This window comes from Paraburkholderia sp., assembly GCF_036488505.1.
GTDB lineage: Bacteria > Pseudomonadota > Gammaproteobacteria > Burkholderiales > Burkholderiaceae > Paraburkholderia.
Window position 1 is genome coordinate 1 of the sequence record NZ_DASXHN010000470.1, and the last position, 22,257, is coordinate 22,257.

17 protein-coding genes and 2 riboswitches are annotated in these 22,257 nt (G+C 66.7%); of the genes, 7 read left to right on the forward strand and 10 right to left on the reverse strand.

Annotation, left to right across the window (positions count from 1 at the left end; genetic code table 11):
- Together cobN and cobW are read right to left on the reverse strand one after the other, a co-directional pair.
- A partial coding sequence (cobN, locus tag VGH68_RS27040; RefSeq protein WP_331606791.1) for a cobaltochelatase subunit CobN occupies positions 1-2,196 on the reverse strand: 2,196 nt, incomplete at its 3' end.
- 15 nt (positions 2,197-2,211) lie between these two features.
- A complete protein-coding gene (gene cobW, locus VGH68_RS27045; RefSeq protein WP_331606792.1) occupies positions 2,212-3,303 on the reverse strand; it encodes a cobalamin biosynthesis protein CobW in 1,092 nt (363 codons plus the stop codon).
- A gap of 139 nt (positions 3,304-3,442) precedes the next feature.
- A riboswitch (cobalamin riboswitch) is annotated at positions 3,443-3,722 on the reverse strand.
- A gap of 80 nt (positions 3,723-3,802) precedes the next feature.
- Positions 3,803-4,058, forward strand: a riboswitch (cobalamin riboswitch).
- A 252-nt stretch (positions 4,059-4,310) separates the two neighbouring features.
- Here cobW and VGH68_RS27050 point away from each other — a divergent pair.
- From VGH68_RS27050 to bluB, 4 genes are read left to right on the forward strand one after another with little or no spacing between them, the layout of a single operon-like run.
- A complete protein-coding gene (locus VGH68_RS27050; RefSeq protein WP_331606793.1) occupies positions 4,311-4,841 on the forward strand; it encodes a cobalamin biosynthesis protein in 531 nt (176 codons plus the stop codon).
- Positions 4,838-5,440: a cob(I)yrinic acid a,c-diamide adenosyltransferase gene (cobO, locus tag VGH68_RS27055; protein WP_331606794.1), complete on the forward strand. Its 603-nt coding sequence runs from the start codon at positions 4,838-4,840 to the stop codon at positions 5,438-5,440. Before VGH68_RS27050 ends, cobO begins: the two co-directional genes overlap by 4 nt.
- Before the next feature lie 3 nt (positions 5,441-5,443).
- The gene (locus tag VGH68_RS27060) at positions 5,444-6,742 is read left to right on the forward strand and encodes a cobyrinate a,c-diamide synthase (RefSeq protein ID WP_331606795.1); all 1,299 of its coding nucleotides are present in this window, start codon (positions 5,444-5,446) and stop codon (positions 6,740-6,742) included.
- Complete coding sequence (bluB, locus tag VGH68_RS27065) at positions 6,726-7,385, forward strand: 5,6-dimethylbenzimidazole synthase (RefSeq protein ID WP_331606796.1); 660 nt, start codon at positions 6,726-6,728, stop codon at positions 7,383-7,385. Before VGH68_RS27060 ends, bluB begins: the two co-directional genes overlap by 17 nt.
- An 81-nt stretch (positions 7,386-7,466) precedes the next feature.
- Here the strand turns inward: bluB and VGH68_RS27070 are convergent, their stop codons facing one another.
- The 8 genes from VGH68_RS27070 to VGH68_RS27105 all read right to left on the reverse strand — a co-directional run bounded on the left by VGH68_RS27070 (position 7,467) and on the right by VGH68_RS27105 (position 19,620).
- Entirely contained in the window at positions 7,467-8,075 is a 609-nt protein-coding gene (locus VGH68_RS27070) for a DUF4136 domain-containing protein (protein WP_331606797.1), read from the reverse strand.
- A 31-nt stretch (positions 8,076-8,106) separates the two neighbouring features.
- Entirely contained in the window at positions 8,107-10,584 is a 2,478-nt protein-coding gene (locus VGH68_RS27075) for a CHASE2 domain-containing protein (protein WP_331606798.1), read from the reverse strand.
- Between the two features lie 64 nt (positions 10,585-10,648).
- Complete coding sequence (locus tag VGH68_RS27080; RefSeq protein WP_331606799.1) at positions 10,649-12,106, reverse strand: FecR family protein; 1,458 nt, start codon at positions 12,104-12,106, stop codon at positions 10,649-10,651.
- On the reverse strand, positions 12,103-12,840 hold the full coding sequence (locus VGH68_RS27085; RefSeq protein WP_331606800.1) for a response regulator transcription factor: 738 nt from the start codon (positions 12,838-12,840) through the stop codon (positions 12,103-12,105). Before VGH68_RS27085 ends, VGH68_RS27080 begins: the two co-directional genes overlap by 4 nt.
- Before the next feature lie 963 nt (positions 12,841-13,803).
- On the reverse strand, positions 13,804-17,361 hold the full coding sequence (locus tag VGH68_RS27090) for a DEAD/DEAH box helicase (RefSeq protein ID WP_331606801.1): 3,558 nt from the start codon (positions 17,359-17,361) through the stop codon (positions 13,804-13,806).
- A gap of 199 nt (positions 17,362-17,560) precedes the next feature.
- The gene (locus VGH68_RS27095) at positions 17,561-18,103 is read right to left on the reverse strand and encodes a cytochrome b (RefSeq protein WP_331606802.1); all 543 of its coding nucleotides are present in this window, start codon (positions 18,101-18,103) and stop codon (positions 17,561-17,563) included.
- Positions 18,100-19,173: a catalase family peroxidase gene (locus tag VGH68_RS27100; RefSeq protein ID WP_331606825.1), complete on the reverse strand. Its 1,074-nt coding sequence runs from the start codon at positions 19,171-19,173 to the stop codon at positions 18,100-18,102. The genes VGH68_RS27095 and VGH68_RS27100 overlap by 4 nt, the downstream gene beginning before the upstream one ends.
- Positions 19,174-19,347: 174 nt before the next feature.
- The gene (locus VGH68_RS27105; protein WP_331606803.1) at positions 19,348-19,620 is read right to left on the reverse strand and encodes a DUF4148 domain-containing protein; all 273 of its coding nucleotides are present in this window, start codon (positions 19,618-19,620) and stop codon (positions 19,348-19,350) included.
- A 268-nt stretch (positions 19,621-19,888) separates the two neighbouring features.
- Here VGH68_RS27105 and VGH68_RS27110 point away from each other — a divergent pair, with 268 nt between their 5' ends.
- The 3 genes from VGH68_RS27110 to VGH68_RS27120 all read left to right on the forward strand — a co-directional run bounded on the left by VGH68_RS27110 (position 19,889) and on the right by VGH68_RS27120 (position 22,240).
- A complete protein-coding gene (locus VGH68_RS27110) occupies positions 19,889-20,614 on the forward strand; it encodes a transcriptional regulator (RefSeq protein WP_331606804.1) in 726 nt (241 codons plus the stop codon).
- A 283-nt stretch (positions 20,615-20,897) separates the two neighbouring features.
- Positions 20,898-21,416, forward strand: coding sequence for a sigma-70 family RNA polymerase sigma factor (locus VGH68_RS27115; RefSeq protein ID WP_331606805.1), 519 nt, complete (start codon positions 20,898-20,900; stop codon positions 21,414-21,416).
- Positions 21,413-22,240 (forward strand): anti-sigma factor, encoded by an 828-nt coding sequence (locus VGH68_RS27120; RefSeq protein ID WP_331606806.1) that lies wholly within the window; start codon positions 21,413-21,415, stop codon positions 22,238-22,240. Before VGH68_RS27115 ends, VGH68_RS27120 begins: the two co-directional genes overlap by 4 nt.
- Positions 22,241-22,257: the final 17 nt, after the last annotated feature.

The following is a 22,257-nucleotide window of genomic DNA, read 5'->3' on the forward strand; positions in this document are numbered from 1 at the left end:
GGTTAGCCCGGCCCTGCCGGACTGGCCGTCGCCGATTGGAAAGCGACCGAGCGCGAGCAGCGTGTCGCGCCGCTGCACGCCGCGCGGCGACTGCCCAAAGGTATGCAGCCCATCGCGTATCTGCGCTTCCTTCAACTCGCATAGCCATGCATCGACGCGCGTGAGCAGCGCATCTTCGTCGTGCTGTCCATTCGGTGCCGCGACGCTCAGTTCGTCGTGCAGCCGATGCTCCACGATCGACGCGAGGATCGTGCGACGCAGCAGCCTCGCGCGACGCGGATCGACCATCAGCGCTTCGTAATATTCGTCGACCTGGCGTTCGAGGTCCTGCAGCGGCCCATAGCTTTCGGCGCGCGTGAGCGGCGGCATCAGATGATCGATGATCACCGCCTGCGCGCGCCGCTTGGCCTGGCTGCCTTCGCCCGGATCGTTGACGATGAACGGATACAGATGCGGCAACGGCCCCAGAATCAGGTCGGGCCAGCACGTGTCGCTCAACGCGACGCTCTTGCCGGGCAGCCATTCGAGATTGCCGTGTTTGCCGACGTGCACGACCGCGTCGATACCGAACTGGTGACGCAGCCAGAAGTAGAACGCGAGATACGCATGCGGCGGTACGAGCTCCGCATCGTGATAGCTCGCGTAGTCACCGTGCTCGCGCGACCGCGCGGGCTGTATCCCGACGAACACTTGCCCGCAGCGCCAACCCGCGATCATGAAACGGCCACGCCGCAGCGTTGGGTCCTGCTCGGGGCCGCCCCACCGCGCGTTCAGCGCGTCGCGAACGGTGACCGGCAGCGCATTGAAATGCGCGAGATAGTCGTCGAGTGCGAGGCTTTGCAAGGCCGGCCGCAGATCGCGCACGACGGGGTCGTTGGTCACCCCCTCGGTAAGCTTTTTCAGCAGCGCGTCACCGTCTTGGGGCAGCTCGCCAACGCGATAGCCTTCGTCGCGAAGCATCGACAGAATGCCGACCACCGACGCCGGCGTATCGAGCCCGACGCCATTGCCGATACGCCCCTCGCTCAGCGGATAGTTCGCCAGAATCAGCGCCAGCTTCTTGTCCGCGTTATCGAGCGAACGCAGACGGCACCAGCGGCGGCTCAGTTCCGCAACGAAGCGCACGCGTTCGACATCCGGCTGATAGCGGACCACGTCGACCTGCGTGTGCGGACACCGATACGCAAGTCCCTTGAAGCTGATCGCGCGCGTGATGATGCGGCCGTCCACCTCCGGCAGCGCGACATGCATCGCGATGTCGCGTGAATTCAGACCGTGGTTGTCCTTGAGCCAGTCTTCGCGATTGCCGCCGCTCAGGATCACCTGCAGCACCGGCGCATCGCCGGCCAACGCGAGCGGCTCCGGGTCGTCGATAGCGGACGCGGCGAACGCGGTCGTATTGAGCACCAGCGCCGCCTGATGTCGCGCGCACAGCGACTGCACCACTTCGCGGCTCATCGCATCTTTTAACGACGTGATCGCGAGCGGCAGCGGATTGAGCCCCTGCGCGTCGAGTTCGTCGATCAGCGCATCGAACACCGCGGTATTGGCGGCCTGAAGATGGGCCTTGTAGAAAAGAATCGCGACGACCGGCGCATCCTGCCGCCAGCGCGCCTGCCAGTCGGCGATCGTTGGCATATCGCGTGCTGGATGATAGAGCGACGCGGCAGGCAACGCGCGCGGCGGCTCCGGTTCGCTTCCCCAATCGAGCGCGCGGTACGCGATACAGCGCAAGAATGCTTCAGCGTTTTGCGGGCCGCCCTCCCGCAGATACCGCCACAACTGGTGACACAGTTCGGCGCTGGCGGTGCTGCGCGCGAGCAGATTTGGATCTTCCTGCAAGTCGCCGGAAAACATCGCGAGCGTTTGCCGCTTGCGCTGCGCGAGCGCGACGACCTGCTCGATGCCGTACGGCCAGTACGCCTCGCCGCCAAGATGATCGACCACCACGACGCGCGCATGCTGCAACACGTCGTCGAGATAGAAATCGACCGATGCCGGTTGGCGCAGATACGTGACGTTCGCGAGCCGTACGCTCGGAAAGCCGTCGCCGAGACGCGGCACGACACTCGCGAGCAGCGACAGCGTGGTGTCCGCGGAACTGAGCACGACGATATCGGCGGGCTGCTGATCGATACGGATCACGCCCTGCGTATCGTCGACGAAGCCGCCGGGCGTTGTGCGCAACAGATGCATGGCTGCGCGCGCCCGCTATGCGGCGGTGTTCGACGTCGCGTCGAGCGCCGCATCGAACGCCCGTTGCAGCGTAGCGCGATCGAGATCTTCGCCGATCAGCACGAAGCGGCTGGAAGCGCCGTCGCCGCGTTCGCCGGCCTGCCAGCGCCGGTCGAAATAGCTGTCGAAGCGGCGGCCCACGCCCTGGATCACGAGACGCATCGCCGCGCCCGGCAGCGCCGCGAAACCTTTGATGCGGTAAATCGTGTGGTTTTCGACCAGGGTCTGCAACGCGGCGAGCGCCGCTTCGCGCGACCGCACGCTCGCCTGCACGACGACCGAATCGAACTCATCGTGATGATGATCGGGGTCGTCGGCCGAACCGTGATGATCGTGGCGCAAGTGGATCGTTTGCTCCGACGCCGCTTCGAGGCCCAGCAGCGTACGCAGATCGAGTTGCCCTTGGTGCGCGCGCACGATCTTCACCTGCGGCGGAATCTCGTCGCGAATCAGTGTTTCCACCGTGCTTTGCTGCGCGTCGTCGAGCAGGTCCGTCTTGTTCAGAATCACCAGATCGGCCGCGCACAGCTGGTCTTCGAACAGTTCGTGCAGCGGCGATTCGTGATCGAGATTCGGATCGGCCTTGCGTTGCGCATCGACCTTGACCGGATTGTCGGCGAACTGGCCGCTCGCGGTGGCCGGTCCATCGACCACCGTCACGACCGCATCGACGGTAAAACCGTTTCGGATCTGCGGCCAGTTGAAAGCCTGCACGAGCGGCTTCGGCAACGCGAGCCCGGAGGTTTCGATCAGCACATGATCGATCTGATCGCGACGCTCGGCGAGCTTTTCCATCACCGGGAAAAACTCTTCCTGCACCGTGCAGCACAGGCACCCGTTCGCCAGTTCATACAATTGCCCTTCGGTTTCGACGCCGTTCTCGTCGCAGCCGATGCCGCAGCCCTTGAGGATCTCGCCGTCGATGCCCAGCTCACCGAACTCGTTGACGATGACCGCAATGCGCTTGCCATCCGCATGCTGAAGAATGTGTCGCAACAGCGTGGTCTTGCCGCTGCCGAGAAAGCCCGTGACGATCGTGACGGGAATCTTGCGCAATTGAGTTTGCATCGTGAGGTCCATCGGTCGACGTTGGAGGGGCGTGCCGGTCAGTGCGCGTGTTGGTGCACGAACGACGGCGGTGCCGCGACAACGGAAACGCAGAAAGCGAAAGTGGAGGTCATGAACGCACCGCCGCATCCCCGCGGCGTACGTTCAGCATCTTCGGGCCGGTATCCGGGCTGGCGAAAGCGCCGCTTCCCCTTCCCGGGCGAGTGGTTTCCCGCCCAGTGGTGATATGCCGACGCGGCCTTGCGCGTGGACATCGAAGCCGGCTCCGCGGCGCGCGGCCGTGAGGCCTGCACCGCTTTTCGCTTACCGTTGCGGGGACAGCACAGGTTGGCCCGCTCCAGAGCAGATGGGCCCCCTGTTTCCCGTTTAACTGCCTGCGCACGAGCGCGCAGGCGAGCACCAGAAGTGCGTGCGAGTGTAGGCCCGCGGCCTTGCGCAGTCAAGGAAGCCTGTACGCTGAAACGCGCCGCCAGCGCTTATCCGGCAAGGCGCCGTGTGCTATCGTATGCGCGCGTTTGGTGCCCGCATATGCGCTCGCATGTGCAGTTAAACGGGAAACAGGCAGCGCGTGATGCGCTCAACCTGTGCTGTCCCCGCAACGGTAAGCGACCTGCGGCGCGCGCCCCGATCCTGGCGCGCCGCGCATGCGTTTTTGATGCCACTGTCCTGCGAATCGACGAATCCGCGCGATGGGACGGGAAGGCAAAGCGCGTGAGGCCGCCAGCCCGGATACCGGCCAGACGCGGAGGCGGTGCGCATGCATCACATGCACGAGCGCGCCGCCGGCCGCCGGAATCCGCGGGGAACGGATGTGAAGGCGTTCAAGCTCGGCATCATGCGTGCGTGGCGTTTTTTCTCGAACCTTCGAGCAAGCGCCGCCAATCGCGCACATTGCCGCGCCCGGATTCGCAGTACCGCATGAGCTCGATCTCCATCACCACCGCACGCGCTAACGCGCAACGCTTCTCTTCTCCCATCACCGCATGGCGCGCGCGATGCATGCCGCGATGACGCGCGCCAGGCTGACCGGCTCCGGTCCAGCTTCGACGAAAACGCTGAGCGTCGGCATCGGTTGCCGCCTGCACACCCCGGCCGCGGATATCGAAGCCGCCGTGCGCGCCACGCTGGGGCCGTATGCATTCGAACAGATCGGCACGATCGCGACGATCGACATCAAGGCGAAGGAAGCCGGGCTGCTCGCTTTCTGCGCGCGCCATGCGCTGCGGCTGCAACTCTTCACCCGCGAGCAGATCGCCGCGATACCGATGGATTCGTCGTCGGCGGCCGCGCACGCGCATCTGGGCGTGGACGGCGTCTGCGAGCCGTGCGCGCTGCTGGCGGCGCAGGCCCTTGAGCGCGCGACCGCTTCACGGCTATCCCCTATCGCGACCATCGCGACCATCGCGCCTATCGCGCGACTCGTCGTACGCAAGACCGTGCACGCCGGCGTCACCGTCGCAATCGCGTCGACGGGCGACGATGCGAACAGCAACACAGTCTCCCTACCTACAGCTCCCAATGACCAGGACCTTCGATGAAAACCGATCCCGAATCGCATCAGCGCATGACCGAACGCCGCCGTGAAGGCCACGAGAAAAAGCAGGCCGGCGCAACCGTCGAAAAAGGCTTGCTGATCGTCAACACCGGCACCGGCAAGGGCAAAAGCACGGCCGCATTCGGCATGGCCGTGCGCGTGCTGGGCCACGGCATGCATCTTGGCGTCGTGCAGTTCATCAAGGGCGCGCTGCATACGTCGGAGCGCGACTTTCTCGGCGCGATCGCGAACTGCGATTTCGTCACGATGGGCGACGGCTACACGTGGAACACGCAGAATCGCGAAGCCGATATCGCGACCGCGCGCAAAGGCTGGGACGAGGCGCGCCGGATGATCGAAAGCGGCGACTACCAGATGGTGATCCTCGACGAGTTGAACACCGTGCTCAAGTACGAATATCTGCCGCTCGACGAAGTGCTGTCGGTGATCAACGCGCGCGCGCCGATGCTGCACGTCGTCGTCACCGGCCGCCATGCGCCGGACGCGCTGATCGAAGCCGCCGACCTCGTCACCGAAATGCGCGCGATCAAGCATCCGTATCGCGAGCAGGGCGTGAAAGCGCAGCGCGGCGTGGAGTTCTGAGCGATGTCCGCGTGCCCCGCACTGTTCATCAGCGCTCCTGCGTCAGGGCAAGGCAAGACCACGGTCACCGCCGGTCTCGCGCGCTATCACCGGCGGCTCGGACGGCGTGTGCGCGTGTTCAAGACCGGCCCGGATTTTCTCGATCCGATGATCCTCGCGCGCGCGAGCGGCGCGCCGGTGATGTCGCTCGATCTGTGGATGGTCGGCCAAACCGCGTGTCGCAACCTGATCGCACAGGCGGCGGCCGAAGCGGATCTGATCCTGATCGAAGGCGTGATGGGTCTGTTCGACGGCACGCCGAGTAGCGCCGATCTCGCGACTGCTTTCGGCATACCGGTGCTCGCGGTGATTTCCGCGCAGGCGATGGCGCAAACCTTCGGCGCGCTCGCCTTCGGACTCGCGCGCTTCAAACCGGACTTGCCGTTTCACGGCGTGCTCGCGAACCGTGCCGGCTCGGCACGGCATGCGCGGATGCTCGAAGATGCGTTGCCGAGTGATTTACGGTGGTGCGGACACATCGCCGCGAGCGACGACATCGCGTTGCCCGATCGCCACCTGGGCCTGCACCAGGCCGACGAAATCGCCGATCTCGAAGCACGGCTCGAGCGCGCGGCCGACACGCTCGCGTCCACTTCGCTCGCCGCATTGCCGCCCACGGTCGAGTTCGGCACGGCGTCGCCCGAAGTTGTGCCGCGCCTGCTGCAGGGCAAGCGCATCGCGATTGCACGCGACGCCGCGTTTTCGTTCATCTATCCGGCCAACGTCACGCTGCTCGAAGCGCTCGGCGCACAGGTGTGCGACTTCTCGCCGCTCGCCGACGAGCCGTTGCCCGACCGCACCGATGCGCTCTATCTGCCCGGCGGCTACCCCGAACTGCATGCGGCAACGCTCGCGCACAATGCGCACAGCGCCGCGTCGATTCGCGCGCACGTGGCGGCCGGCAAACCGGTCGTCGCCGAATGCGGCGGCATGCTCTATCTGCTCGACACGCTGACCGACACGCACGGCGCGAGCACGCCGATGCTCGGCCTCGTGCCCGGTCACGCGACCATGCAAACACGCTTCACCTCGCTCGGCATGCAGCAGCTCGACGGGCTGCATGGGCCGCTGACCGGCCATACGTTCCACTACTCGACGCTGAGCACGCCGCTCGCGCCGCTGCGCTCGGCCACGCGAGCGCACAGCGACACGCCCGGCGAAGCGGTTTATCGCGTGGGCCCGATCGTGGCAACCTATATGCACGCTTATTGGCCCTCCAACCCGGCTTTCACGGCCGCACTATTCGATGGCGAAGCCTTTTAACGAGTCCGAGCGCGATGCGGTCTATCGCGCGATCTACGAACGGCGCGACATGCGGCATTTCGTATCCGATCCGGTCGATCCCGCCGTGCTCCGGCGCCTGCTCGACGCGGCGCATCATGCGCCGAGCGTCGGCTATATGCAGCCGTGGCGCATCGCGCGCATCACCGATGCCGCGCTGCGCACCGCGTTGCACCAGATCGTCGAACGCGAACGGCTCGCTACCGCCGATGCGCTCGGCAAGCGCCGCGACGAATTCATGAAGCTGAAGGTGGAGGGCATGCTCGAATGCGCGGAGCTGCTGGTGGTCGCGCTAATGGACGGCCGCGAGCGGCATCTGTTCGGACGCCGCACGCTGCCCGAAATGGATCTGGCTTCGGTCGCGTGCGCGATCCAGAACATGTGGCTCGCCGCGCGTGCGGAAGGCCTGGGGCTTGGCTGGGTATCGCTGTTCGACGTCGACGCGGTGCGCCAGTTGCTGCACATGCCGGAAGGCGCGCGGCCGGTCGCGATTCTGTGCGTCGGTCACGTCGACCACTTCTATAGCGAGCCGATGCTCGAAACCGAACGCTGGGCGAGCCGTCTGCCGCTCGCCGAGTGCATGTTCGAGAACCGCTGGCCGCACGACGATCCGGCGCGGGAATGACCTCCGCGCGCGGCACATACGAAGTACCCGCCGGGCCCCGTCGCTTGCGCGGAGCAGCTCTGGCCGGCCCGCCGCCGCGTGCTAGCGTTGCAGCGGTTTCATCGACTCGACGTTCGGCACGCCGCTCGACTTGTCGACGCTGAACTTCACGCGCCAGTCGGCCGGCTCGTCGAACGGCAATTTTGCAAGCGCCGTTTTGACGAGCAGCGGCAGCGCATGGACCGGATCGGCGTCGCGATCGACGAACACCGCGCTGACCTTGTAGCGCTCCGCGCCGCTCGCGTACTCGAAGAAACGCAGCGTCAACGCATGTTGATACTCGCGCCCGAACAGCAGCGCGCCGAGCCCGTCGCTGCCGCGCGCGCAATCGGCGGGCGCGCATTCGCTGCCGCCGATGCCGATCGACGCGGGCCGCGTGCTATAGGCGACCGACAGCAGATAATGCGCGGGCTTGCCCGCTGCATCGGCGAATCCGTGTTGGGCGAGTTCGTCGCGCAGCAGCTTTTCTGCTTGCGTAAAGTCCACGCTGTCCTGCTGCGGCGGCGTGCGCGCGATCGCATAGGTCTGCTGGCCTTGCAGCGCGACCGCGGCATGGTCGGAACCGCTGGTGTGGACGTCGGCGCTCAGGCCCGCGCAACCGGTCAGACTCGCCGCGGCCAGCGCGGCACAGAGGTAGGCTGTTTTTGCCATCTTTTGTTTTCTCTCAAGTGCATCGATTACGTCAGGTCCGCCGCGCAACCCGTTCGTCGGGCGGCGCGTCGTCGAGCGCGGGCAGCCAGATCGTAAAGGCGGTGCCCTCTCCGGGCGCGCTAACGACGTCGACATTGCCACCGTGGCGCGTTACGACGGTTTTCACGAATGCCATGCCGAGTCCCGCGCCGCCCACTTCCGGGCGCTCGACGTCGTGAAAGCGGCGGAACCGTTCGAACAGCCCCGCCTGTTGTTCCTTCGGAATGCCGTAGCCCTGATCGCGGATCGTGCACGACACGCGCCCCGCCGAGCACGCCGAGACCGGCCGGTTCGCGAAGCTGCAGACGATACGCGTGTCAGGCGGGCTGTACTTGACCGCGTTGTTCAGAATATTGACGAGCGCGCGCGTGATCAGCGAACGGTCGGCGCAGATCCAGTGGCCTTCGGCGGCGTCGTCGCCGGTTTGCGTGTGCAACGTGATGCGCTTCGCTTGCGCCTGCGGCCACACCTCGTCGGTCGCGTCGACGACCAGCTCCATCAGGCTGAGCGGCTCGAGCACATAGGTCTGCGATTCGGCGCGCGCGAGCTGCACGAAGTCGTCGGCGAGGGTCAGCGCGCGTTGCGCGTAACGCTCGATGCGCTCGAGCACGCTGCGCGCGAGCACCGGCTCGGTGCGCGCCCGCTCTATCTCGACCAGCGCGAGAATCGACGCCTGCGGCGAGCGCATGTCGTGCGACAGCAGCCGCAGCGCGTCCTCGCGCTGAGCCTCGGCCGCATGCAGTGCCGACACGTCGACGAGGCCCGCGATCCAGCCGGTCGTCTCGCCTTGCGCGTTGGTGCAGGTCGCGTAGCGCAGCAGATGATCGCGCTCGTTGCCATCGCGCACCTCGACCCCCTGGGCGATCAGCGCGGAAAACTCGCCGCGCGTCGGATCGAGTAGCGCCGGCCAATGCGCATGCGCGAACAGGTTGCGCTCGGCGTCCGAAGCGGCGCCGCTGTCGATCGTCTTCACGAGCGTCAGACCGCCGAGCACCGTCTGCATCGGCAGCCCCTCGGGCATCGGCGCGTGCAGCCGCGCGAAATGCGCTTTGGCCGCATGGTTCGCGATCAGCACGACACCGCGCAGATCGCTGACGAGAAGCGGCTCCGGCACGCTATCGAGACTGTCCCACACGAAGCGCTTCATGTCCTGCACACGCTGCGCGGCCTGCGCCATCAGCGCCATATGCTGCTCGAGCACGTCGCCGCCGAACTCGCGGCGGCGTTGCGGCGCTTCGGGCAGCAGATGCGGTTCGTCGGCGAGACGCTGCAGTTCGCCGCGCAGATACGCCATCGTCATTTCGAGGCGGCGCCAGTTCCAGATCGGATACACGAACGTGACGCCGAGGATCGCCGGCACCGGCGACATCCAGAGCCGCCCGACGTAGAGCAGCGCCGCGCTGCCGGTCGCCGCGAGCAGCACCAGCGCGCCGGTCAGCAACAGCGAGCGGCGCGGCGACAGCACGAGGAAGCCGGCGAGCAGCGCGGCGAGCGGCGCGAGCGACGACGCGAACACCACCCAGCGCGCGAGCGGCTGAATCTCGCGGCCGGTCAGCAGCGCGTCCAGCACATTCGCATGGATATAGACGCCGGGCAGCGGCCCCAACTCGCCCGACACCGGCGTCGCAAAGCGGTCGTAGAGGCCCGACGCGGTCACACCGATCACGACGATGCGCCCGCGCAACTGATCGGCCGGCACCTTGCCACTGAGCACGTCGGCGTAGCTGAGTCTGGTGTAGTCCTCGGCGTCCCGCCCGAACGGGATCAGAAAGCGCGCTTCGGTACGCTCGCCGTCACCGCGCGCGGGCAAAGTCGAACGGTGCGGCGGCAGCCCGTCGCGCAGATGCAGCTTGCCGCTTTCGACCGCGTCGGCGACGCGCACCATCAGCTGCGGCCAGCGCGAGCCGCCGTCGCCCTCGTAGCGCGCGACGCTGCGCGCGATCCCATCGCTGTCCACTTCGAAGTTGATATGGCCGAGCCCGGCCGCGGCCTGCGCGAGCGGCGCGACGGGCTCGACCGCGACGCGCCGCCCGGTGCTGTCGGGCGGCGTGAGCAGCACGGGCAGATAGGTGGGGCTCAGCGCGAGCGCATGGGCGAGCTGAGCGTCGTCCGCGTTCGGTTCGGTAAACAGCACGTCGAACACCACCGCCGCGGGTTGGGCCGTCGCGATCTGTTCGAGCAGTCGCGCATGCACGCTGCGCGGCCACGGCCAGCGGCCAATCTGCGCAATGCTCGCGTTGTCGATCTCGAGCACGACGATATCGGACAGCAAAGGCTGCTGGCGCTGGTTCAGGAAGCGGTCATAGACGAGTTGGTCGATGCCGGCGCTGAAGCCCCCGAACGAGCTCAGCAGGATCACTACGATGCCGAGGCAGCCGACTCCCATCCACTCAATCAGGAAGCGCCGGCCGGCACGCCGTCCGAGACGGGCACGCGGATCGAGGCTCAGTCGCGTAGAAGTGTTGAGCAATGGACGATGTATTCGGAACGGGAAGAAGGCCGGTCAGCGGACCGGCCCCGAGAATCTACCAGCGTCAGCGCGCGAGCGTAAACGAGCGAACGGCGCTGCTCTTTTCGTAGAAGCGGCCGTTTTCGAACTGTTCGGCGACGATCGTCCAGTAGTAGACGCCCGCGGGCAGGTCGCTGACCACCAGCTCGCCGCCCGGCAGGTCGGTGCGATCGATGACCGGATGGCTGAGGTCGGCGGTTTGGGCCAGCACGAAACGAAAGCTCGTCGGCACTTTGCTGTGACTGACGAACCAGCGGAAGTCGTAGTCACGGCTGCCCGCGCGCTGCGACGCCGACGCATCGAGTCCGAACTGACGGCGCTCGAACGCGTACACGTTCGGCAGGCCGTCGAGGCCGTGGCTGTCGGTCGACGCAACCCGCACGAAGTAAGTGCCATCGGGCAGATCCCCGAAGTCCGCGCGCGGTGTGGCGACGCGCAGGTCGCGCACGAGGTCGAGCTGGTCGGCGTCGCGCGAGATCTGCACGCGATAGCCGACTGCCTGGGCGGCTGGCTCGATGTCGAAGGCGACCGTCTTGCCGTCCTGCACGCGCGCCGGTTGCGCAAGCGCCGGCGCCGGCAGCAGTTCGAGCGGAATGCCGACCGCGCCGCCCGAGCGTGTGACGTTGCCGAAGCTCGCCTTGAGCAGTTGCGCGGAGGCCTGCAGCGGCACGCCCGGCGCGGGCGCGGGCGCGGCGCGCTGGCCGCGCTGCGCGGCCGGATCGACGCCGACTGCACCGTCGATCACCGCGACCGCGGTGGTCTGCGTGCCGCCGTCGTAGTCGACCCGAAAACGCGTGCCGCGCACGCCCGCGACCACCGACGGCGAGCGGATCTGGAAGCGATCGTCGCCGCGCGTCGCATGCGTGACCTGACTCTCGACCTCGCCGTGGCGCAGTTCGAAGACGCGGTCGGCCGCGCCAGTCAGCACGACGCGGCGCAGTTTCTCGATATCGAGTTCGCCGTCCTGTGCAATCGTCACGTACGAGCCGTCGGGCAACTCCAGGGTCACGAAGCCATTGCGGCCGGTTCGCACACGATCGCCTTCGGCAAGCGTCTCGCCGGTCTTCAGCAGCAGATAGGGGCCGTTGCCGAACGCATGCTCGACCGGACCACTCGTCGCGACCACGCGGGCCGAGTCCGGGTCCTGTTTGAGCTTGTCGGACGGCAGGCGCAGCACGATACCGGCCGACATGCGACGCGGCGCGGGCACGTGATTCAGGCGGCTCAGGAGTGCCCAGTCGGCGGGGTCGGCCAGATAGCGGCCGGCGATGTCATAGAGCGTGTCGCCGTCGCGCGTCGTATACGAAACGTAGACCGGCGGCACCTTCAGACGGGGCTTGACAGGACCCGTCTGCGCGAGCGCTGCCGGGCCCCAGCCCGCTGTGCCCGTTGCAATCAGACAGGCCGCCGCGAGCCATGCGGCAATCCGGCGGCCCGATGGGCAGGCACGGCCGCGCGTTGTCACATTCAGCGCAATCGTCACGGCTCCCCCGCTTCGGAAGAGTCGCCGGCGGCGGCCGGCGGCGTGTCCGACTCCATGCGCTCGAGGCGGTAGCCGTAGCCGTAGATCGGCGTGAGCCGGTAGCCATGCTCCGGGCGCAGACCCAGCTTGCTGCGCAGCATTGACACGTGCGTGTCCATCGTACGCGACGGGATGTCGGTGGCCTGCTTCCAGATCACATCGAGGATGTGCGCCCGCGACAAAGGCCGGCTGAGGTGCTGGAAGAGCAGCAGCGCGAGCTCGAACTCCTTTTGCGTGACCGAGACCGCTTTGCCGCGCACGACCACGTGCTTGGCGCTCAGATCGAACTCGAACTCGCCGAACACTTCCTTCGTGGCCGGCGGCTTCAGGTAGTAGGCGCGACGCAGCAGCGAGCCGACCCGCGCGAGCAGGACGGCGGCGGATACAGGCTTGACCAGATAGTCGTCCGCGCCGGTATTCAGGATCGACGTGATGTCGGTTTCGCGGCTGCGGCTCGTCATGAACAGCACCGGCAGACGCTCGGACAGGCTTTCGCGCACCCAGCGCAGCACCTCTTCGCCCGACATGTCGGGAACGTTCCAGTCGAGCACGAGCAGATCGAAGGTCTGGCGCCGCAACTGGCGCACCAGCTCGCGCCCCGCGCTGTACGCGTGACAGACGTGCCCCGCCGCCGACAACGTCTGACAAACAAGATCGGCCTGCGCCGAATCGTCATCCAGGACTGCAATTCTCATAACACCCCACACACGCAACAGCGCCTTTCGTCATGGGCCGCCGGTGAACCGGCTACGCCCCGGGATGACGGTGTCGACCGCCGATCCGGCTTCCCATAAAAGTCCGGTTGCTTTTTTGATGGTCCCTTGCCTTGCCCCCGTTTCGCGCTGATTTCAACTCATCTCGAAATCAGCGCATATCTTAAGTAGGCATACCGATTATGCGGGGCAGATCATCATAATCGAAAACCTTCTTTTCTCCAGCTTGCCGTGTTCCGCAATCGGTTGCGAGAAGCCAAAATTCAAAGCGGCTTACGCGTTTTCTCGGGTTTTCCAGGTCCGCGGGCCGTGCTGGCGGGCCTGGAGCAAGTCGAGGTTTCAAACAGCGAATTGTCGTCCGGATGGGCGTTTGGCCCTTTGCACATGTCCTGTTTGAGAAAGTTCTTAGGACGTGTCCGATTTAACAATTGGAGGCAAGTATAGGAATAGTCTCAAAATAAATCGTTTAAACATTGTCAGATCGCGTTGAAACACCGCTGTCATTTTGGGCACTGGACATCGGCTCTCGAACTTGAGAATTCTGGAGTGCCCACCTTGGCTTGCTTCCGATGCGGGATTTTTTGTGATCGGAGATTGCACGCATGTGCGGTCGTCGCCGACAAGCGAGCGGGCAAAAAAATGGCGTTGCCTCGTGGGAGGCAACGCCGATCAAAACACTACACACGCTCGCCGGGGTCTAGCCGCACGAGTAGTGACACGTTAGCTGCGAGCCCGCTCGCGCTCAAGATGAAAGAACTTCGTTTGTAACGCTCGCGCCAGTAGTTATTACCCGCGATGCATGGGCCCCGGCGCGCAGGTCCCGCGCCGCATATCCGCCGAATTCGTATGAGCTGGCGCCGCCGCGCAGGTCGATTTACACACCCGACGTTTTGTTACAGTCCGGCCCCGATTCTCACTCGTGTTCTCAGCAACCCGCTCATGCGCTCACCGCGCGCCTTCCAGCGCCGGCATCGGCGCGAACAGCGCGTCGAGATCGTCGTCCGAAAACTTGCTGGCGCCTGCGGCGTCGTCCGCGAGAATGCTGTCGGCGAGGCTGGCCTTTTGCTCCTGCAACTCGACGATCTTTTCCTCGATGCTGCCGGCCGCGATCAGCTTGTAGACGAACACCGGCTTGTCTTGCCCGAGCCGGTGCGCGCGGTCCGTGGCCTGATTCTCGGCGGCCGGGTTCCACCACGGGTCGTAGTGGATCACCGTGTCGGCCGCCGTCAGGTTCAAGCCCACGCCGCCCGCCTTCAGGCTGATCAGAAACAGCGGCACCTCGCCACGCTGGAATCGCTCGACCGGCGTCACACGATCGGTGCTGTCGCCGGTCAGCATCACGTACGGGATCGCGGCTTCGTCGAGCGCGTCGGCGATCAGCGCGAGCATGCCGGTGAACTGCGAGAACAGCAGCACCCGGCGCCCTTCCTCGATCAGCTCCGGCAGCATCGATAGCAGCAGATCGAGCTTGGCCGAACGCATCGGCCGCTCGCCTTTCGCGGGCTTGTCTTTGTCAGACCTCCGCACATCACCGCGCTGCGCGGCCGGCGAATCGGCCGGTTGCCCGTGCGGGTCGTCAGCTTCGTCGCGAGCGGCATGCGTTTTGACGAGCCTCGGATCGCAGCACACCTGGCGCAGCTTCAACAGCGCGTCGAGCACGACGATGTGACTGCGTGCGAGCCCCTGGGCGCTCACCGCCGCGCGCACCTTCGCCTGCATCGCGGTGCGCACCGTTTCGTACAGATCGCGCTGCGCGCCTTCGAGATCGACCGGACACATGATCGTCGTCTTGGGCGGCAACTCCTTCGCCACTTCGTCCTTGCGACGGCGCAGCATGAACGGCCTAATGCGGCGCGCAAGCAGCGCGCGGCGCACGTCGTCGCCGTTCTTCTCGATCGGATTGCGCCAGCGTCGCGTGAAGTCCTTCTGGCTGCCGAGAAAACCGGGCAGCAGAAAATCGAACTGCGACCATAGCTCGCCGAGATGATTTTCGAGCGGCGTGCCCGTCAGACACAGCCGATGCCGCGCCCGCAAGCCGCGAATCGCCTGCGCGGCCTTGGTGCTCGCGTTCTTCACGTACTGCGCTTCATCGAGGATCAGCAGATGGTAGTCGTGTTCGGCGAGCACCTTCTGATCGCGCCACAGCAGCGCGTAGGTCGTCAGAATCAGTTCGTGCGCGCCGATCTGCTCGAAACGCTCTTTGCGCTGCGGCCCGTTCAGCACCAGCACTTTCAGCTCCGGCGCGAAGCGGCGGGCTTCCTCGCGCCAGTTATGGACCAGCGTGGTCGGCACGACGATCAGCGCGGGACGCGCGAGCCGCCCCGCTTCCTTCTCCGCAAGAATATGCGCGAGCGTCTGCACGGTCTTGCCGAGCCCCATGTCGTCGGCGAGTACGCCAGCCAGATCCTGCTCGCGCAGGAATTGCATCCAGTTCAGGCCCTGCTGCTGATAGGCGCGTAGCTCGGCCTTCAGCCCGCCTGGTATCGGCACTTCGCGCAGGCCCGGCCCGGCTTGCAGACGGCGCGCGAGCTCGCGGATCGACGCATCGCCGCTGAATTGCCAGCGGCCGGTATCGTTGAGCGCGTCGAGCCGGCCGGCGTCGACTGCAGGCACACGCAGCGGCGCGCCGTCGGCGAGCGCGCCGCCGAGCGAATCGAACAGGTCGACCAGCACACGTACGACTGGCTTCAGACGATCGGCGCGCAGCCGCAGCCGTTTGTTTTCCTCGGTCTTCAGCTCGATCGGCTCGTCGTCGCCGATGCTTTCCAGCGCGCCGGACAGCCAGCGCCGGTCACGCCGGAACAGATCGGCGAGCAGCGGCTCGAGCCGCACGTTGCGCTCGCCGACACGGATGCCCATTTCCAGGTCGAACCAGCCGTCGCCGGCCTGATGCGCGGTGCCGTCGATCGCGTCGATTTCGATCACGTTGTAGCGGAACTCGGGCGCCATCGTCACGCGCCAGCCGTTGGCGACCAGTTGCGGCACCGCGTCGTTGACGAACTCGGACCATGCGTCGGCGTCAGGCAGGCCGAGCATCGTGTCGGGCACGAGCCGCGCCGCGTGGACGCTGCGCGTCGGCACCTTCTGCAGCCCGGTCTTGCGCAGCTCCAGCAGGCGCTTTTTCTCGGCGTCGTAGCGGCGGCGGATGTGGATCACGTCGCCACCCGGCAGCGGCACGAGCGTCACACTGCTATCGGCGTTGATGCTGACACCGTCGTAGTCGAAGCTCACCGCCGCCAGTTCGATCGTGGCGGGCTTGCGCTCTGCCGCCTTCGCGGCCTTCGCCGGTTTGAGCGCGCCTTTGACCGCGCTCGTCGACGCGTGGCTGTTCAGCAGCAGCACCGGTACGGGGTCGACGTCGATCACGCGGATCGCGGACGTGTCGTGGGTGGGCGGCGGCGGCAGCCCGGGCGCGATCTCGCGCAATACCGACGCGACGAGCGGCGCCTCGGCAAGCGAGATCGGCGGCATCGCGAGATAGTCGGGCAACTGCTGGAACGGCAGCGACAGCGGCACGATGCCCGCCTCGTTGGCGACGCCGTCGACATACCAGACCGGCTCGGTCGGCAACACCATGCTCGCGCGGGGTTCGGTGCGCAGCACCGGACGCAGGCGCTCGTCGGCAAGCGGCTCCCACTCGATGCGGCCGGGCCGGTCGGCGGCGCGCGTGAGCGGCGTCGGCCCCACGTGGCCGGGCGCGGTTTCGAAGTCGAAGAACAGGCGCCCGGTGGCGATCAGCTTGTGCAGCGTCTCCGCGCCGCTCGCGCCACGCAGCACGAACTGGCCGAAATCCTCGCGCGAGCGGCCAAGCCATAGTCCGCGCAGGATCGACAGATCCGCGTCGGAAACGAAGCGAGGTTGCTTCAGTAGCGCCGCTTCGACATCGGCCCAGCTCTGGCCGACTTCGACGATCGCGCCGCTCGCATCGCAGCGCGCGCGATGCAGCACGACTTCGTGGCGCAGGTGGAAGCTCGACCAGTTCAGACGATAAGCGAGCGTTTCGCCCCGGCTGCCGCCCGCGTTGCGCGCGCCGGCCTGGCCGGGGGTGGCGCCGGCGGCATCCGCCGCTCGGGCCCGAAAGCGCTCGAGCCAGCTGACCAGTTCCGGACGTACGCCCGGCGGCTGCGGCGCGCCGGCTGGCAGCAGCGGGCGAGCGCCGAAAGCGAAAGCGTCCGCCCGCCGCGTGCCGCCCTCGTGTTCGACGTGCGTGATGTGATCCATCTCGTCGTGGTAGTCGAGTTCCGCGAGCAACAGTGCCGCAACGTGCTTGCAATCGCGGCCCACCGGGCACGTGCAGTCGCCTCGCGCCCACGGCGAACCGCCATCGGTACGGAAACGCACCCGCGTCCTGTACGGCTGTGGCTGCGAGCCCTGCACGTCGCCCGAGAGCGTCGCCCCCTGCCATGTCACGTTGCTGACCGCGCCCACCGAGCGCGCTTTGGCGACGGTCCACTCACCGAGCCATTCCGTGATCCTTTCGCGATCGAAGAAAACTGACGACATCCGCGTGCATCCCTGTTCAAACCGGCGAAGGCGGTGCGCGGATAAAACGGCGCGCCGGGCGACGCGCTAGCGCGACGCCCGGCGCATTCTGTCCGGCTGCACCCTACCTGTGGTAGCCGGCTATTTTACGCGTTGGCCGCAAGCCGCTGTGCCGATCGCTGGCCGCGGGCGGCGGGCAAACGCGAACGCGGGCCGCCCACTATCCGCGCCCGCCGCGGGTCATGCTCGCCCACACGCCATCGCGCAGAATCAGCGCATGCAACAGCGCCGCCGCGAGATGCAGCAGCACGGTCGCGAACAGCGCGAACGCCAGCCAGGTATGCAGCGCGCGCAGCAGCGCGAACAGCGCGGCGTCGTGCGGCGCGATCGGCGGCAGATGCAGCGAACCGGCCAGCGTGACCGGATAACCCGCCGCGGACACCATCGCCCAGCCGATCAGCGGCATCGCCACCATCAGCGCGTACAGCACGATGTGCGAGCCCTTGGCCGCGATGCGTTGCGCGTTCGACATGTTTTCCGGCAACGGCGGCGCGCCACGCGTGATACGCACCGCGAGCCGCAACCCCGCGAGCAGCAGCAACGCAAAGCCGAGCGGCCGATGCAGCGCGAGCAACGTGTCATGCGCGCGCGACACCGTTGCGACCATCCCCACGCCGATGAACAGCATCGCGACGATCAGCGGTGCCATCGTCCAATGCAGCAGCCGCGCGAGCGGACTGAAATGAGTGCGCGCGCGCGTCATGAATGCTCTCCTTGCTGCTGCCCCTGTTGCGGCCGCTTCGTCTGCGTTCGATGCAGACCGGGATCCAGCGCTTCCTCGCGCGTGCGGCGCTTGAACGACAGCGCATACGCGGCCGAGCGCGCGGCCAGCAGCGGGTCGTTCGACGGCGCGATGCCCGCAGGCAGAATCGTCGGATCGAAATTGATGTCGCGGCACTCGCCGGTTTCCTGTGACGTCGCGCGCTCGATCACCAGCGTGCCCGCATCGACGCGCTGGCGATCGCCGGGCCATTGCAACGTGGCGTCGTCGAGCGGATCGTCCGGTTGCGCGACGTTCAGGATCAGATGCCAACGCAACGGTCCCTGTTGCAGACGCTGGTTGAGATCGGCGGCGAGGAAATTCTTTTCGGCCTGCTGCGCCGCGGTGATCGGCATGTATGGCGTCTCGGGCTCGACGGCCCAGCGCACCGCGCGGGTCGTGCCGCCCGCGTCGGTGAACAGAAACGCGTTGATCCCGTAGTACGCGGCGTTCGCGAGGCTCGACGACGGCGGATGCGCTTTCACCCAGCGCTGGAACGGCTGCGTTTCTGGATGGGCCGCGTAGAAGGCCTTCAGTTTTGCCGGATCCGGTTTGCCGGTCGCGGGGTCAGGCCTGGCGGCCAGCAGTTGCTGATAGAACTGCGCGGGTGTATGCACCGCGAACACCGGCGTCGAATTCATTCCGGTGCGCCATTGCTCGCCGTCAGCCAGATTGAATTGCAACGCTAAACTGCGCACCGGCGAGCTCGTATCCGGCGCCGACGGATTGCCGCCTGGCACCGCGAAGCGTCCGGACACCGGTGTGCGCCCCGGCGCGAACACGGCCGCGCGGGAAAGCGCCGCGCCGTTGCCATTGCTGTCGAAATAGCCTTCGACGCACAGCCCTTTTGCGTGATTGCGCCGATAGCCGGGATGCTGGCCCGCCACCGCCTCGAACGTATTGACGATGCGCGGCGCGCTTAGCCGCGCGGGCGTGAGCCAGCCGGCCGTATAGGCGAAACCGCCCGCGAGCGCGACAACCGCCGCGCCGATCGCGGCAAGGCGGCACGGCATGCAGAGCGGCCGGGGCCCGGATTCAGGATGGGGAACGAAGGGTTGTGTCACGAGAACTCCTTGCTGGATGGGTCGATGCAACGGCGAACACGCCGCGCGACGATCTATTCCGTGCGGCACCGGCGCGCCCCTTCGATGCGCGAGCCGGTTGCCGGGACTGCCTGAACGGCCTGTTCAATGAGCGCCCACGCCCGGGGCGGTGGCATTGGCGACGCGGCTCGCGGCGGCGGCCGCTTCGGCGGCGCGCGCCTGCTTGCGCTGCTCGACCTGACGCACGAACGCGGGATTGACGTCCGGGTACGATGCATCGGTGATGTAATCGAGGCCGTTCTGCTGCGCTTCGATCAGTTCCTGGTACACCTGCGCACGCGTCTTGCCCTCGGCAAAAGCGCTCGACGAAACGGCAAGCACGACGAACGACAAAACGGCAAACGAAAGCTTCTTCATGATCGACTCCTGGGACAGTTTGTGCGGGTTCGCATCAAGGAGAACCACAGGCCGGCGCCGTTTATTCCTGCGTTTTCGCGGCGTAAAAAAGATCGTCGCGACGCGGAATAAATGCCCGTGCGGCGCGGTTTGCCTGCATTCGCGCTCGCTGATCAATACGTGTCCGGCCGCGCGTCGCAAGCATTCGCGGATCGGGTGGAATATCTGCGCAAGCAGCGGTGTTCACCCTCCGATAGCTGTCCCCCCACGCCACATTCGCATCACTGCCATGACCTCGACCGACAACCGGCACGGCCCGCCGCTTTCCGAAGCCGACATTCAGGCCTATGCCGACGGCACGCTGACGCCCGAGCGCGCGGCGGCGCTGCGCGACTATCTGAGCAAGCATCCGGCGGAAGCACGGCGCGTCGCGTTTTACGACAAGCTCAACGCGCAGATCCAGGCGGCGTTTCAGGCTACCGACGAGCCCGCGCCGCAGCGCGCCGGCGGCTCGCGCCAGCCGCTCTCCCGCATGGGAGCGGCGCGCCCGGCGCGCCGAACGCTCAACGTGCTCGCGGCGCTCGTGCTGGCGCTCGCGATCGTCAGCGGCTGGCTCGCGGCAGCCCAGGTGTCCGGCGAGGCGCTCGACAACGCGGCGGTGATGGCGCTGGCCGAAGCGGGCGCGCGAGGCTTTTCGGCCGCGTCGCCGACACGCGCGGAGGCGTCCGCACCGGACCTGAGCGCGATCGGCATGCGTGTGGTCGAGCGACGTGTGCTGCAGCTCAGTCCATTGCAGCGCGCGAACGAATTCGTCTATCTGAACGGCGACCAGCAACCGGTTGTGCTGCTGACGGCCGCGGCGCCGTTTGCGCGCGAGCAGCCGCAGTGGGCCGCGCGCCGGATCGGCGAAATACGGCTGTTGACATGGACCGCGCGGCGGCAGCGCTTCACCGTCGCGGGCAACGCGCGCACGCACGGCCTGATGCGCGCGGCCGACGCGATGACCGCGCGCTGATCGACGCTCATGCACACTCATGCACACTAACGCCCGATCAACGCGCGACGAGCGCCACGTTGAACGTCCGACGGCCCGCGACGCCCGCCCCTGCCCGCGCAATGCAGCGCCACGCGAAGCTAACGTCAGCCACGCGCAATCCGCTGGAATAAACTTCGCACACAGCTGTTTACAGGTCGAATGCGTGGGGCGCCGCGCGCAACCACAAAACGGCGCGGCGCACCAACGATATCTAACCGAGTGACTCCGATGCCGACCCCAAGCCCCCGAACCCGGACCCGCCATGGACGTCCGTGACGAGCTGATGGAGCATGTGCCGCGTCTGCGGCGCTATGCGCGCGCGCTGATCAACAATCGCGAGCTCGCCGACGACCTCGTGCAAGACACGCTCGAACGCGCGCTCGGCCGCACCGGCCTGTTCCAGCCGGGCACCGATCTGCGCGCGTGGCTGTTCACGATCATGCACAACGTGTTCGCGAATCAGGCGCGCAAGGCGTCGGCGCGCGCGGTCCATGTCGCGGTCGACGACGACAGCATCGCCGAAAGCGAGTTCGCGGTGCCGTCGTCCCAGACCCGCTCGCTGGAAATGCGCGACCTCGATTACGCATTGCAACGGCTGCCGCTCGAACAGCGCGAGGTGGTACTGCTGGTCGGTCTCGAGGAAATGAGCTATGCCGATGTCGCGCTTGCGCTGAACATCCCGATTGGCACGGTGATGTCGCGGCTCTCGCGCGGCCGCGAGCGGCTGCGCGCATTGATGGCGGGTAGCCAGCCCGGTGCGAAATTACAGGTGGTGCGATGAGCGAGCCGCAAATGCCGATCGGCGAAGAAGACCTGCACGCGTACGTGGATGGCACGCTATCCGGCGAGCGCCGTGCAGAGGTGGAACGCGCGCTGGAACAGAACCCGGAGCTGGCCGTGCGCGTCAGCGATTACTTTTCGCTCAACAGCATGTTCCATGAGCGCTACGACCGTGTGCTCAGCGAACCCGTGCCGAAACGACTGCGAGCGCCGGCGCCGCGCCGCTTGCCGAACGCCGCGAACTGGCCGCGCTACGCGGCGCAGTGCGGCGCGATCGCGGCGGCGTTGGTGCTCGGTGTCGGCATCGGCATGCACCGCAGCGATCTGATCCCGCCGGTCGCGCTCGATCACACGGATATGCGTGCGGTCAGCGCGGACAGCGCCGAGGGTTTCGCGCGCCAGGCGGCGGTTGCGCACGTGGTCTACATGCCGGCGGTCGACCGGCCGAGCGACATGAGCGCCGAGCACGAACAGGATTTCGTTCAGTGGCTCGCGAAACGGCTCGGCACCCAGGTGCATCCGCCGATGCTGTCGAAAAGCGGCTTCACGCTGTCGGGCGGCCGCCTGCTGCCCGGCGCCGACGGCCCGACCGCGCAGTTCATGTACCGTGGACCGAACGGCGAGCGAGTGACGCTGTGCATCTCGCATCGGCGCGAGAACGCGAACACGACCGCATTCAAGCTGTATCAGTCGGGGCCGGTCAATGTGTTCTACTGGATCGACGGCGATTTCGGCTATGCAGTGTCGGGCGGTATCGATCGCAAGGAGCTGTTGCAGCTCGCGCATGATGTTTATGCGCAGTTGACCGCGACGACGCCCGGCTGATGGGCGCGCGCGCTGCG

Excerpts from the sequence above, each read along its gene's own strand:
- cobW (WP_331606792.1), bottom strand. The coding sequence starts at position 3,303 with ATGCAAACTCAATTGCGCAAGATTCCCGTCACGATCGTCACGGGCTTT.
- VGH68_RS27050 (WP_331606793.1), top strand. The coding sequence starts at position 4,311 with ATGACGCGCGCCAGGCTGACCGGCTCCGGTCCAGCTTCGACGAAAACG.
- cobO (WP_331606794.1), top strand. The coding sequence starts at position 4,838 with ATGAAAACCGATCCCGAATCGCATCAGCGCATGACCGAACGCCGCCGT.
- VGH68_RS27060 (WP_331606795.1), top strand. The coding sequence starts at position 5,444 with ATGTCCGCGTGCCCCGCACTGTTCATCAGCGCTCCTGCGTCAGGGCAA.
- bluB (WP_331606796.1), top strand. The coding sequence starts at position 6,726 with ATGGCGAAGCCTTTTAACGAGTCCGAGCGCGATGCGGTCTATCGCGCG.
- VGH68_RS27070 (WP_331606797.1), bottom strand. The coding sequence starts at position 8,075 with ATGGCAAAAACAGCCTACCTCTGTGCCGCGCTGGCCGCGGCGAGTCTG.
- VGH68_RS27085 (WP_331606800.1), bottom strand. The coding sequence starts at position 12,840 with ATGAGAATTGCAGTCCTGGATGACGATTCGGCGCAGGCCGATCTTGTT.
- VGH68_RS27090 (WP_331606801.1), bottom strand. The coding sequence starts at position 17,361 with ATGTCGTCAGTTTTCTTCGATCGCGAAAGGATCACGGAATGGCTCGGT.
- VGH68_RS27095 (WP_331606802.1), bottom strand. The coding sequence starts at position 18,103 with ATGACGCGCGCGCGCACTCATTTCAGTCCGCTCGCGCGGCTGCTGCAT.
- VGH68_RS27100 (WP_331606825.1), bottom strand. The coding sequence starts at position 19,173 with ATGCCGTGCCGCCTTGCCGCGATCGGCGCGGCGGTTGTCGCGCTCGCG.
- VGH68_RS27105 (WP_331606803.1), bottom strand. The coding sequence starts at position 19,620 with ATGAAGAAGCTTTCGTTTGCCGTTTTGTCGTTCGTCGTGCTTGCCGTT.
- VGH68_RS27110 (WP_331606804.1), top strand. The coding sequence starts at position 19,889 with ATGACCTCGACCGACAACCGGCACGGCCCGCCGCTTTCCGAAGCCGAC.
- VGH68_RS27115 (WP_331606805.1), top strand. The coding sequence starts at position 20,898 with ATGGACGTCCGTGACGAGCTGATGGAGCATGTGCCGCGTCTGCGGCGC.
- VGH68_RS27120 (WP_331606806.1), top strand. The coding sequence starts at position 21,413 with ATGAGCGAGCCGCAAATGCCGATCGGCGAAGAAGACCTGCACGCGTAC.